Below are 13,033 nucleotides of genomic sequence, written 5' to 3' on the forward strand. Positions count from 1 at the left end.
AAAGCCTAAATCTCAACATATTGTAGTCGAGCAAAAGGCTTAATTCATTAAAAGGCTGTCGGTATTGTAGACTTATACGATTATTTTAAATATTTTAATCATCTTATAATTGTATTCAGTTTAAAACTGTAATCTTGAAGCGAATCGCGATCTCGCTGCGCAGCAAACGCGCGCGATTGTCTAAGATATTTTACTGTTGAATTTATTCTTGCCCTAACGTCAATGATCGGTAATCCTGAGTTCCATTTTAGTCGGTTTTGGGGTTGCTGATGAATGTGTACACAAGTGGGCCGCTTATTGTGGCGGCGTTTGGGTTGTCTGCCTGTTTGGGCGGCGGAGGTGGCGACGGCAGTCCACAACCAGTTAGTCGTACACTCGCGGGTAATGCGGCACTGAACGCAGGCTCGGTTGCGGGTAGCGGGTCAGAGAATGGCCTGCCCTTTGCAGGCGGCCCTGACGAAATCACAGATGAGATTACATTGCGTTTCGCACATCTGGTGATCGATGATACCGGCCAGGCAAGCGTTGAGATCACTGAAAACAGCGTCATCCTTATCGAGAACAGGCAGTACTTGCGCCTCAACGGCGAGGTGCTCGAGTTCACACCAACTGGTGATTTCTTCCGCGCAACTGCCGCTGATGGCACAGTCTACAACATCAGTACAAGTGAACTGCTCGACGAAAATGTGCAAACTATCAACATTGATATTCTCGAAACCTTGGCCGATCCCGCATTCACCGCCAGTTCTTCGCGCAGTATCATCGGTCAACAAACAGACCCAGAGTTGCAGGACATCATTCTGCCTGAGACCGGTTCAACCCTTTACGCCGGAGTTATGGAAATGACCTACACGGTCGCCGATCTTGACGGCACCAATGCCGCTGCGACTGACGATGCAGGTATGGTTTTGACGGTCAATGTGCGTAGCGACGGCACGATCAGCGGCGCCATGCGTTCGCTGGAAGGCGGAGAGTTCCAAGTCAATAATGAAGATTTCAACCTAGAAATGTCGTTGACACAAACAACACTCGTGGGGAATGGATTTGGCACAAGCGTCAACCAACTTGAGTGCGTAGGCATTTGTTCGGGCAACAGCCAGATAGGTGGCGTGTTCTATGGCGAAAACGCTGAGAACCTTGCCGGTGTCTTTCTTCTCGATGAAACGCTTGAAAGCGAAAATGCACGCCTGATGGGGGTAGGCAACTACAACTTCCTTAGCCGCGAGAGGTTCAATCCCGACTAATGTCAGAACTAGCGCAGGCTATATGGCAACCGTCGTCTTGGTGCGGAGCGCAACCTATCTTTAGCTCCTTGCAGTCTAGAGCGAGCCATCGCAGCACAGCCGCGCGCAAGAGCGGTTGTCTTGTATTGATCATAGTCTCTCGGGTCTATTCCGCCGGCAAGACGAACGTCCCCACCCCGTCATAGGCCCCGACACCAGTCACCGTTATATCTATGGCAAGCACACCGCCCAGTTCATCCGCGTTGGGGCCATAGAAGGTTGCGTCAATCTCTGATCCGTTGTTCACACAGCCCGTGGTGCATGTCAGCCCGCCTGCAAAGCCGTTTCCGGCCAAGCCGAGCGAGCCGCCCATGTCGACATTTCCTGCGCCATTCACCTGGCCATCCAGTGCGACACTGGCATTGCCTGTGCCTGTAAAGTCGACCGCGACAGTCATGCCGCCTGCATATTCCGTGTCGGAATTTGGCGCGCCCGCCAGAGATCCAAAAGACTGAAAATCGCCGGTATAGGTCACTGTTCCGCCGCTGCGCGCCGCAATCGTCGCAGGATCGGTTTCAAAACCGAAAACATAGGCAGCTTCTCCGTTAATGTCGTTCAAGCTACCAACGGACGCTTCGATTGCGGCTGCATAGGCGCCTGTGCGGTTTGGTTCATAGGTGAGTGTCACGGTCTCGCCGCTTGCCAGAACGCCCTGACCGTTCGTGATGGTGATTGGCGCTGAGTTACCAAAAATCGTGATTGTCCCATCAAGATTGGGCGTGTCGCCCTGAAAGAACCCTGCATCAACCGTGATCCTCGCATTTTCAATAGTCGGCGCACCGCCTGACTGAAAGCTTGCGCTGCGCATGGTTATCGCCTGATCCACGGCGTCATCTGGCAGCGTCTGCCCAACCGCACCAAATGGCAGGCCGTTCGACCCTGGCGTTGGGTCAACGCCCCCACCACCTCCGCCGGAGCCACCACCGCTATCATCACCACCGCCGCCACCGCCGCCACAGGCGGACAATGTTAAAAATGTGACGAAAGACAGAGGTTTCACGAGATGAGAAATCATATAGTCATTCCTAAAGTCTACTTGCGCCCAAACAGGCCTGAAACACATTTCTTTTCGGCATCTTAAATAACTATGTGGCCAAATCTTGGCGGCCCGCCCATCCTTATTTCAGTGCAGGCAATTTTTCGCAATACTGCAGATTTCCAGTGCGGCTTGCGACGGCTTTGACGGCCCATATGCCACGAAAACGGAACATCGCGGCCGGCGAAAAGAGGATTGCGACAATAAGGGGTAGCTTTTGCTGCAATTGCACGGTATCCGCGCGGCAACTTCCGCACAAAGGCAGACCAATGGACATTCGCAATATCGCGATCATCGCGCACGTTGACCACGGCAAGACGACCCTCGTTGACGAACTACTGAAACAGTCGGGGATTTACCGCGAAAACGAGGCGACGCAAGAGCGCGCGATGGATAGCAACGATATCGAGCGCGAACGCGGTATCACTATTCTGGCGAAGTGTACTTCGGTCGAGTGGAAAGGCACCCGCATCAATATCGTCGACACCCCCGGTCACGCCGATTTCGGCGGCGAGGTCGAGCGTATCCTGTCGATGGTGGACGGTGTTGTTCTGCTGGTTGATGCCGCTGAAGGCCCGATGCCACAGACCAAATTCGTGACGTCCAAAGCGCTGGCCCTTGGTCTGCGCCCGATCGTGGTCGTCAACAAGGTCGACAAACCTGACGGTGAACCTGATCGCGCCGTGGATGATGTCTTTGACCTGTTCGCAGCCCTTGAGGCATCCGACGAACAGCTTGATTTCCCAACCATGTTCGCCTCGGGCCGTTCGGGTTGGTGTGACGAAGAACTCGACGGACCGCGTGAAAATCTTGATGCGCTCTTTGACAAGATTGTCGAACACGTGCCGACCCCTGCGCAAATCACCCGCAAGGATGAACCCTTCCAGATGCTCGCGACCACCCTTTCAGCGGACCCGTTCATCGGCCGTATTCTGACGGGCCGTGTCGAGGCAGGCACTCTGAAAGCAGGTGATACAATCAAGGCGCTATCGCGTACAGGCGACAAAATCGAACAGTTCCGCGTGTCCAAGATCCTCGCCTTCCGTGGTCTGTCCCAGCAGCCCATCGATGTGGCCGAGGCCGGTGACATCGTGACCATCGCTGGCATGACCAAGGCCACCGTGGCCGACACGCTCTGTGATGTCAGCATCGATGTGCCGATCCCTGCGCAACCGATTGACCCGCCCACCATCACCGTGACCTTCGGCATCAACGACAGCCCGCTGGCTGGTCGCGACGGCAAAAAGGTGCAGTCCCGCGTCATCCGCGAACGTCTGATGAAGGAAAGCGAAGTCAACGTCGCAATCAAGATCGCAGACACCCCTGGTGGCGACGCCTTCGAGGTCTCGGGCCGTGGCGAATTGCAGATGGGCGTTCTGATCGAAAACATGCGCCGCGAAGGTTTCGAGCTCTCCATCTCGCGCCCGCAGGTCATCTTTTCCGAGCAAGACGGGCAACGCATGGAACCCGTCGAGGAAGTGACCATCGACGTGGATGACGAATATACCGGCGTCGTGGTCGAGAAGCTCACTGGCCCGCGCAAGGGCGATCTGGTCGAGATGAAACCGGCCGGCGCCGGCAAGACCCGCATCATCGCGCATGTGCCGTCACGTGGCCTGATCGGGTATCACGGTGAATTCCTGACCGACACACGCGGCTCCGGCGTTCTGAACCGCCTGTTCCACGGCATGACCCCCTACAAAGGCAAGATTGATGGCCGCCGTCAGGGTGTTCTGATCTCGATGGAGAACGGCACTTCGGTCGCCTTTGCCCTGTGGAACCTCGAGGACCGCGGCAAGATGTTCATCGGCGCGCAGGAACCCGTCTACACCGGCATGATCATCGGCGAGCACAGCCGCGAGAACGATCTTGAGGTGAACCCGCTGAAGGGCAAAAAGCTGACCAACGTGCGGGCCTCTGGCACCGACGAAGCGGTCCGCCTGACCACACCTGTGACCATGTCGCTGGAACAGGCGATTGCCTATATCGACGACGATGAACTGGTCGAAGTTACGCCAAATGCAATCCGGCTGCGCAAGCGCTACCTTGATCCGCACGAGCGCAAGCGCCAGTCACGCGCAGGCTAACTGACTTAAGGTGACGCGGGTTCCACCGCGTCACCGACCTGCAAAACACCGCACTGCACGACGCTGGCGTACCAACCGCCATGGCCGCGCATTGCGTTATATCCGCCCGGTCCCAACGCTTTTTCCATGCGTGAACAAGGCGGACACGGCCCCTCGATTTCCAAGATCACATCACCGACGCGCAGCAGCCCCTTGCGCAGCGCAAGCAGGTTGAGCCCCGAAACAAGCAAATTGCGCCGTAGCACCTCTGGCTGGATCTCTGACAGGTTCGAAAAGGCGGCGATGACCGGCAGATGCTCTGCCTGTATCAGTGTCACCGCCCGCTTGCCTCCGCGTCCGTGATCACCCAGCAGACCGGCCATGGTGACTTCAGCACTTTGCACAACTTCCACCGGATCGTAGCGCGCGTTGCGCAGCCCGATCCACTTCAGACGGCCCACCCGCGCGTGGCGGGCCATCATGTCGCCAAGCTGGCCTTTCAAGCGATCTCTTCGACGATGCTTAATTCACGCTGGCTGGCACCTTTGGCAAAGCTCAGCGCCTCTTGGTAAGCATCGGAGTAATAGCAGTCATGGGCGGCCTGCAGGCTGGGAAAGCGGGCAACCACGTTGCGTGGGCGATCCGGGCCTTCCAACTGCTCATAAGCACCGCCACGGGCCAGAAATACGCCGCCGTGCGCGGCAATCGCACCTGTCGCGCGCTTGGCGTATTCACCATAAGCGGCCTCGTCCGTGACCTTCACATGGGCAATCCAGAGTGCACTCATTACAATCCCTCCAAAACAGTCTTTGCCGCCGCAATCGCGGCATCAGCATTTTCAACCGAAGCACCACCGCCCTGCGCCATATCAGGACGCCCACCGCCGCCTTTACCGCCCAGTTCGGGTGTGACAGCCCGCAGGATATCCACCGCCGAGACACGGTCGGTCAGATCCGCTGTGACACCAACCGCAACAGCAGCCTTGCCACCCGCATCGGCGATCAACACGACTGCACCGCTCTCCATTGATGCCTTCATCTCGTCGATCAACGCAGGCAGGTCCTTGCCGGTCACACCGCTGAGAACCTGTGCCTGAAACGCGATACCATTGATCACCTCGGCGGGTGCTGCCTCTTTCGCGCCGCCCCCCATGGCGACTTCGCGGCGCAGTTGTGCCACTTCGTTGGCCAGCGCCTTGCGTTCATCCATCAACGCCTTGATCCGGTCAGCCACCTCCGACGCCGGTGCTTTCAACACGGCCGCCGCCTGGTTCAGGCGAGCGTCCTGCGCGCGCAGATAATCCAGTGCCGCCTGCCCTGTCAGCGCTTCGATCCGGCGGACACCGGCACTTGATGCGCTATCCCCCAAGGTCACAAAGGCCCCGATCTCGCCCAGTTGCTTCACATGCGTCCCGCCGCAAAGTTCCAGCGAATAGGTATTTCCGTCAGCGCCCTTGCCCGAGCCCACCTGCCGGCCCATCGACACAACACGCACCTCGTCGCCATACTTCTCGCCAAAGAGCGCCTGCGCACCCATGGCGCGGGCATCATCCGGTGCCATGATACGGGTCTCGACAGGGGTGTTCTGACGGATGATCGCATTCACATCATGTTCGACCTGCGCCAGTTCTTCGGCGCTCAAAGCTTTGGTATGACTGAAATCAAACCGCAGGCGATCGGGTGCGTTCAATGACCCGCGCTGTGCGATATGATCACCCAGAACCTCGCGCAGTGCCTCATTCAGCAGGTGCGTCGCCGAGTGGTTGGCGCGGATTTTACCCCGATTGATATGATCGACTTCGAGGCGGACAGGCTCGCCCACAGAGAGTTCACCGTGATCAACCGTCAGATAATGGGCAAAGACACCGCCCGGCATCTTCTTGACGTCAGAGACATGGCCTGAAAACTGTGGCGCCCGCGCGTCCGGGTCACCAACGAGTGCACGCACATAGCCCTGATCGCCCACCTGACCGCCGCTTTCCGCGTAGAAAGGTGTCTGGTTCACGACGACCCAGCCCGCAGAACCTTTCGCGTTCAGCGCATCAATGCTCTTGCCTGCTTCATCGACAATTGCCACGACCTGCCCTTCGGCAGTCTCGGTCTCATACCCCAGAAAATCGGTCGCGCCATGCGCATCCGCGATATCGAACCAGATTGCACTATCAGCGGCTTCACCCGTGCCGGACCATGCGGCGCGCGCCTTGGCTTTCTGCTCTGCCATAGCGGCATCGAACCCGGCTGTATCAACCGCGCGTCCCTTTTCGCGCAGGGCGTCCTGCGTCAGATCAAGCGGGAAACCGTAGGTGTCATAAAGCTTGAACGCCGCAGCACCGGGCAAGGCCGCACCTTCGGCCAGACCGCTGATTTCGTCGTCAAGCAGTTTCAACCCCCGATCCAGCGTTTGTTTAAAACGCACTTCCTCGCTCAGCAGCGTTTCCTCAATCAATCGCTGGCCGATCCCCAGTTCAGGATAGGCCCCGCCCATCTGCTGGATCAGCGCCGGGACAAGTTTATGCATCACGGGGTCTTTGCCGCCCAGTTGATGGGCATGGCGCATCGCGCGCCGCATGATCCGGCGCAGCACGTAACCACGCCCCTCATTCGATGGCAGCACGCCTTCGGCAATCAGGAAGGACGTGGACCGCAGGTGGTCGGCGATCACGCGGTGGTGCGTGTTGCCGGGACCATCCGGGTCGGTCGAGGTCACATGTGCAGAGGCCTCGATCAGTGCGCGCATCAGATCGGTATCGTAGTTGTCATGTTTGCATTGCAGCAAAGCGCCAATACGCTCCAGCCCCATGCCCGTATCGATTGACTGCATTTCAAGCGGTTTGAGCGTGCCGTCCTCGAACTGTTCGTTCTGCATGAACACGATGTTCCAGATCTCGATGAACCGGTCGCCGTCCTCTTCCGGTGATCCCGGAGGGCCACCCCAGATATGATCACCGTGATCGTAAAAAATCTCGGTGCAGGGGCCGCAGGGGCCGGTCGGGCCCATGCGCCAGAAGTTGTCGTCAGTCGGGATACGAATGATCTTGTCATCCGAGAAACCGGCCACTTTCTTCCAGATCGCAGCGGCCTCGTCATCGGTGTGATAGACGGTGACCAACAGGCGGTCCTTGTCGATGCCGAATTCACGCGTCAGCAATTCCCAGGCATAGGGGATCGCCTCTTCCTTGAAATAATCACCGAAACTGAAATTGCCCAGCATCTCGAAAAACGTATGGTGGCGCGCTGTGTAGCCCACATTATCAAGATCGTTGTGCTTGCCGCCGGCACGCACACATTTCTGGCTGGTGGTGGCACGCGTATAATCGCGGGTCTCGACACCCGTGAACAGGTTCTTGAACTGCACCATACCCGAGTTCGCGAACATCAAGGTCGGGTCATTGCGCGGCACCAACGGGCTTGAGGCCACGATCTCATGATCCTGAGAACCAAAGTAATTCAGAAAGGTCGAACGGATGTCGGCAAGACTGGTCATAGCGCACTTTCAAGCAAATATGTCTGTTAGCCCGCAGAAATAGCCCCGCCTCTTGGCACTGTCCACCAACAAACGGGGGTGATACTTTCCATGTCCAATCAAACTTCCGCTGGAGGCAGCCATCAAAAAAGGGCACCGCTGCTGCGGCACCCTTTCTTTGCGTCAATCACCTGTGGCGCTTAGACTTCGACAAGGTCATCATCGCCGTCGCCATCAATCCCGTCGGCCATATCGAACTCAAGCCCGTGCGCCGCGCGGATCTTATCCTCGATCTCGAGCGCGATCGCCGGATTTTCTTTCAGGAAAATCTTCGAGTTCTCACGCCCCTGCCCGATCCGCTCATCACCATAGCTGAACCAGGCACCGGATTTCTCAACAATCCCCGCCTTCACACCGAGATCAAGCAATTCGCCTGTCTTGGAAATGCCTTCACCGTACATGATGTCGAATTCCACCTGTTTGAACGGTGGCGCCACCTTGTTCTTCACCACTTTGACGCGGGTCGCGTTGCCCACGACTTCATCACGGTCCTTGATCGCGCCGATGCGGCGGATATCCAGACGGACAGAAGCATAGAATTTCAACGCGTTACCACCGGTCGTGGTTTCGGGCGAGCCGAACATCACACCGATCTTCATGCGAATCTGGTTGATAAAGATCACCATACAGCCGGACCGGTTGATCGACCCCGTCAGCTTGCGCATCGCCTGAGACATCAAACGCGCGTGCACACCGACCGAGCTATCGCCCATATCGCCTTCGAGTTCGGATTTCGGTGTCAGCGCCGCCACAGAGTCCACAACAACAAGGCTCACCGCACCCGAGCGGACCAGCGTATCCACAATCTCGAGTGCCTGTTCGCCCGTATCGGGCTGTGAAATCAGCAATTCATCAAGGTTCACGCCAAGCTTCTTGGCATATTGCGGATCAAGCGCGTGCTCTGCGTCGACGAAAGCGCAAACACCGCCCTTTTTCTGCTCTTCCGCGATGGAATGCAGGGTCAGCGTCGTTTTGCCCGATGATTCAGGGCCATAAATTTCAATCACACGGCCTTTGGGCAAACCGCCAATCCCCAATGCGATATCCAGCCCCAGCGAACCGGTCGATGTCGCCTCGATATCAGCCATCTGGTTCTGGCCGCCCAGCTTCATGATCGAGCCTTTGCCGAACTGTCGTTCGATCTGTGCCAGCGCGCTTTCGAGTGCTTTTTCTTTGTCTGCTGTTTTCTTGTCAGTCATTTTGAGGAGTTCTGCCGTTGCCATCTGTCCTGTCCTTATTTCACGCCGTCCCAAGGGCGGCAATCACTGCTTTTGTTCTCATTGTGTTCTCTTTGTTAATGAGATCAAAAGCAGAACATTGCAACACAAATTTTCATAGTTCACATTCAACGAATGGTGGTTAAGGAATGGTTTATGGCCTAGCATTGTTTCGGATATAGACGAAAGACAGCGATCAAATGCTTGTTTTCTGGAAAGAAAATCTGGTGCTGCTGGCAGTTCCAAAGACCGGATCAACTGCGCTTGAGGGCGCTTTGGCACCGCGCGCATCCTTGGTGCTGCGTGATCCGCCGCATCTGAAGCATGCGCCGTGCTATCGCTACAAACAATTCTTGAAGCCTTTCTTCAAACAGGCTGGCGGGCAGGACCCTGAATTAATGGCGGTGGTGCGCAATCCCATCGACTGGCTGGGCAGCTGGTATCGCTACCGGACGCGGCCTGATCTGATCGGACACGAAAACAGCACAGCGCACATCAGTTTCGACGATTTTGTGCTGGAATACTGCAAAGGTGATCCGGCGCCTTTTGCCAATGTCGGCTCGCAAAACAAGTTCCTGCGCATCAATGACGGCGAGATCGGCGCGGATCACCTTTTCCAATACGAGCAATGGGATAAGGTGATTGCATATCTTGAAGAGCGGCTCGATATGACGATCAAGCTGAAACAAAAGAACGTCTCGCCTGTGATGGCGCTGACCCTCTCGCCCGACACCGAAGCAAAGCTGCGCGACAAACGCGCCGAAGAATTCGCAGTCTGGGAATTGGCCCGGCGTTCGGATTAGCCCTGCGTCAAAGTCCGCCGCACCGCATCCTGCCAGCCTGCATAGCGGCGTTCGCGCGTGGCTTCATCCATCTGCGGCGCGAACCGCTGGTCCAGCATCCAGTTCGCCGCAAAACCTGCCTGATCGGGATAAACACCGGCGCGCATACCTGCCAGCCACGCGACACCCAGCGCTGTGGTCTCCAGCACCGTGGGCCGATCCACCGGCGCGCCGATGATGTCCGACAGAAACTGCATCGACCAATCGGATGCGCTCATACCACCATCAACGCGCAAAACACCATCCGTATCAGAGGCTTGCCAGTCACTCTTCATTGCCTCAAGCAGGTCACGGGTCTGAAAGCCAACGCTTTCAAGGGCCGCGCGCGCAAACTCGGCGGGCCCAGAATTGCGGGTCAAACCGTAAATCGCCCCCCGCGCCTCGGCGTCCCAATACGGCGCGCCAAGGCCGGTAAAGGCGGGCACCATATAAAGTTCCTGTCCCTGATCGGCTGTTTCTGCCAGCGGCTGTGTTTCTTTCGCCTCGCGGATGATTTTCAGACCGTCACGGAGCCATTGCACCACCGCCCCTGCGATAAAGATCGACCCTTCCAGCGCATAGGTCGGATTGCCGTCAAACTGATAAGCAATCGTTCCCAACAGGCGTTTCTGGCTCTCAACCAATGTGTCGCCAGTGTTGAGCAAAGCAAAACACCCTGTCCCATAAGTCGATTTCAGCATACCCGGTTCAAAACAGGCCTGCCCGATGGTTGCGGCCTGCTGGTCGCCTGCCACGCCCAGAATTGGCAGTTCTTTGCCAAAGAGATCGGCGCGCGTCGTGCCGAAATCGGCGGCGCAATCCAATACCTCAGGCAGCATCGCGGCAGGAATACCGAAGCGGTCACAGATCGTGGTGCTCCACCGGCCTTTGCGAATATCGTAAAGCATGGTTCGCGCGGCATTTGTGGCGTCTGTGACATGCCGCTTGCCGCCTGTCAGCTTCCAGATCAGGTAGCTGTCGACAGTGCCGAAAAGCAGCTCACCCGCCGCGGCGCGATCTTTCGCGCCTTCCACTGTTTCCAGAATATACCGCAGCTTGGTGCCCGAAAAATAGGGATCAGCCAGAAGGCCCGTTTTCTGCGTGATCGTTGCTTCAAAACCTTCGCGGCGCAGTTCCTCGCAAAAGGCGGCTGTCCGGCGGTCCTGCCAGACAATGGCATTATGTATCGGCTCGCCTGTCTTCTTATCCCAGACCAGCGTGGTCTCACGCTGGTTGGTAATGCCGATTGCGGCAACATCAGCGGCAGTGATCCCCGCCTTTTCGATCGCACCACGGCAGGTCGAGGCGACAGAGGACCAGATATCGGACGGGTCATGTTCAACCCAACCCGATTTGGGGAAATGCTGGGTGAATTCCTCTTGCGCGGTCGCTTTGATCCGCATCTCTGCATCAAAAATGATCGCGCGGCTGGATGTCGTGCCTTGGTCGATGGCCAGAATATAAGTCATGGTTTCCCCCCGTTTGTCTTTTTGTTTCAAGCCGCCATGAATGCGTCAAGTCCTGCGACCTGATCGGGCGTCAGGCGCAGGCCCAGTTTCGAGCGCCGCCAGACAACATCTTCGGCAGTGCGCGCATATTCACGGGTCATCAGCCATTTCACCTCGGCCTCGGTCAAGGTCGCACCGAAATCCTGCCCAAGGTCCTTTGCTGCCGATGCCTCGCCCAAAATGGCGCGCGCTTCGGTGCCGTACGCCTTGATAAGGCGCAGCGCCCAGCGGTCGGTCAGGAACGGATAATCCGACATAAGATCAGCAACCAGCTTGTCACGGTCTTTGACCTTGAAATCCCCCCCGGGCAAAGCCGCATCGGCCGTCCAGGGATCGCCGCCACCAATCAGCGGGATCAGCTTCTTGAGCGCATTCTCGGCCAATTTGCGGTAGGTCGTGATCTTGCCGCCAAAGATATTCAGCAGCGGCGCACCGTTTTCATCCAGTGACAACACATAATCGCGGGTGGCCGCCGTCGCAGATTTTGCCCCGTCATCGTAGAGCGGGCGGACGCCCGAATAGGTCCAGACCACATCATCGCGGGTGACGGGTTGTTCGAAATATTGTGACGCGAAGGCGCAAAGGTAGTCCTGCTCTTCCTCTGTCGCATAGGGCTTTTCCGACAGGTTCTCATGCTCGGCATCAGTCGTGCCAATCAGCGTGAAATCCATCTCATAGGGGATCGCAAAGATGATCCGCCCGTCTTCGCCCTGGAAAAAATAGCTCTTGTCGTGATCAAACAGTTTTTTGGTCACGATATGGCTGCCGCGCACAAGTCGCACGCCTTCCGATGTGTTGAGCCGCGCGACATCGCGCACAATGTTTTCAACCCATGGCCCACCCGCATTGACCAAGGCACGCGCCGTATGAGTTTGCTGGATGCCGTCCTGTTCGGTCACGATCTCCCATTGCCCATCAACACGCGCGGCGCTGATCACTTTGGTGCGCGTCATGATCGTGGCACCGCGATTTTCCGCATCACGCGCGTTCAATACGACAAGGCGCGCATCTTCGACCCAGCAATCGGAATATTCATAGGCCCTTTGAAACTTGCCCTTCAGCGGTTTGCCTGTGTCAGCAGTTGTCAGATCAACCGTTTTGGTGCCCGGCAAGATTTTGCGGCCACCCAAATTGTCATAAAGAAACAGCCCCAGCCGGATCAGCCATGCAGGCCGTCTGCCCTTCATCCATGGCATGACCGCCGAGAGTAGTTTGGACGTCGGCGTGTCATTCTCGAACCGCATGTCTTTGTGGTAAGGCAGCACAAAGCGCATGGGCCAGCTGATATGGGGCATGTTTTTCAGCAGGACCTCGCGTTCGACCAGCGCCTTGCGCACCAAGCCGAACTCAAAGAACTCCAGATAGCGCAGGCCCCCGTGAAACAGCTTGGTCGAGGCCGATGATGTGGCCGAACCAAGGTCGTTCATCTCGGCCAGACCCACTTTCAGCCCGCGCCCCGCCGCATCGCGTGCGATCCCGCAGCCATTGATGCCACCACCGATGATAAATACGTCGAAATCTGCGCTCATAATCTGTCTCTTTGCAATTTTTCCTGCGTTTGACGTGACAGCCGCAAGGGT

Annotated in this window: 10 protein-coding genes; 3 read left to right on the forward strand and 7 right to left on the reverse strand. The window is 57.1% G+C overall.

Annotation, left to right across the window (positions count from 1 at the left end; genetic code table 11):
• The first annotated feature begins 269 nt into the window (after positions 1–269).
• Complete coding sequence (locus tag SJY29_RS07920; protein WP_400088544.1) at positions 270–1,244, forward strand: transferrin-binding protein-like solute binding protein; 975 nt, start codon at positions 270–272, stop codon at positions 1,242–1,244.
• A gap of 145 nt (positions 1,245–1,389) precedes the next feature.
• Here the strand turns inward: SJY29_RS07920 and SJY29_RS07925 are convergent, their stop codons facing one another.
• Positions 1,390–2,298, reverse strand: a complete 909-nt coding sequence (locus tag SJY29_RS07925; RefSeq protein ID WP_400088546.1) for a hypothetical protein — start codon at positions 2,296–2,298, stop codon at positions 1,390–1,392.
• 290 nt (positions 2,299–2,588) lie between these two features.
• On the opposite strand from SJY29_RS07925, the gene typA reads away from it, so the two are divergent.
• On the forward strand, positions 2,589–4,406 hold the full coding sequence (gene typA / locus SJY29_RS07930) for a translational GTPase TypA (protein ID WP_400088547.1): 1,818 nt from the start codon (positions 2,589–2,591) through the stop codon (positions 4,404–4,406).
• Positions 4,407–4,411: 5 nt separating this feature from the next.
• On the opposite strand, the gene SJY29_RS07935 is transcribed toward typA, so the two are convergent.
• The 4 genes from SJY29_RS07935 to recA all read right to left on the reverse strand — a co-directional run bounded on the left by SJY29_RS07935 (position 4,412) and on the right by recA (position 9,130).
• On the reverse strand, positions 4,412–4,888 hold the full coding sequence (locus SJY29_RS07935; RefSeq protein WP_400088549.1) for an MOSC domain-containing protein: 477 nt from the start codon (positions 4,886–4,888) through the stop codon (positions 4,412–4,414).
• The gene (locus tag SJY29_RS07940) at positions 4,885–5,172 is read right to left on the reverse strand and encodes a DUF1330 domain-containing protein (protein ID WP_400088551.1); all 288 of its coding nucleotides are present in this window, start codon (positions 5,170–5,172) and stop codon (positions 4,885–4,887) included. Before SJY29_RS07940 ends, SJY29_RS07935 begins: the two co-directional genes overlap by 4 nt.
• Positions 5,172–7,868 (reverse strand): alanine--tRNA ligase, encoded by a 2,697-nt coding sequence (gene alaS / locus SJY29_RS07945; RefSeq protein ID WP_400088553.1) that lies wholly within the window; start codon positions 7,866–7,868, stop codon positions 5,172–5,174. Before alaS ends, SJY29_RS07940 begins: the two co-directional genes overlap by 1 nt.
• Positions 7,869–8,047: 179 nt before the next feature.
• Entirely contained in the window at positions 8,048–9,130 is a 1,083-nt protein-coding gene (recA, locus tag SJY29_RS07950) for a recombinase RecA (RefSeq protein ID WP_110278960.1), read from the reverse strand.
• Between the two features lie 194 nt (positions 9,131–9,324).
• Between recA and SJY29_RS07955 the strand changes: the two genes are divergently transcribed.
• Positions 9,325–9,927, forward strand: a complete 603-nt coding sequence (locus SJY29_RS07955; RefSeq protein ID WP_400088555.1) for a gamma-glutamyl kinase — start codon at positions 9,325–9,327, stop codon at positions 9,925–9,927.
• On the opposite strand, the gene glpK is transcribed toward SJY29_RS07955, so the two are convergent.
• On the reverse strand, positions 9,924–11,414 hold the full coding sequence (glpK, locus tag SJY29_RS07960; RefSeq protein WP_400088557.1) for a glycerol kinase GlpK: 1,491 nt from the start codon (positions 11,412–11,414) through the stop codon (positions 9,924–9,926). The two genes, SJY29_RS07955 and glpK, sit on opposite strands and share 4 nt — an antisense overlap.
• A gap of 26 nt (positions 11,415–11,440) precedes the next feature.
• Positions 11,441–12,982: a glycerol-3-phosphate dehydrogenase gene (gene glpD, locus SJY29_RS07965; protein WP_400088559.1), complete on the reverse strand. Its 1,542-nt coding sequence runs from the start codon at positions 12,980–12,982 to the stop codon at positions 11,441–11,443.
• Positions 12,983–13,033: the final 51 nt, after the last annotated feature.

Source organism: Yoonia sp. R78084, from assembly GCF_044595625.1.
In the GTDB taxonomy this organism is placed as follows: domain Bacteria; phylum Pseudomonadota; class Alphaproteobacteria; order Rhodobacterales; family Rhodobacteraceae; genus Yoonia.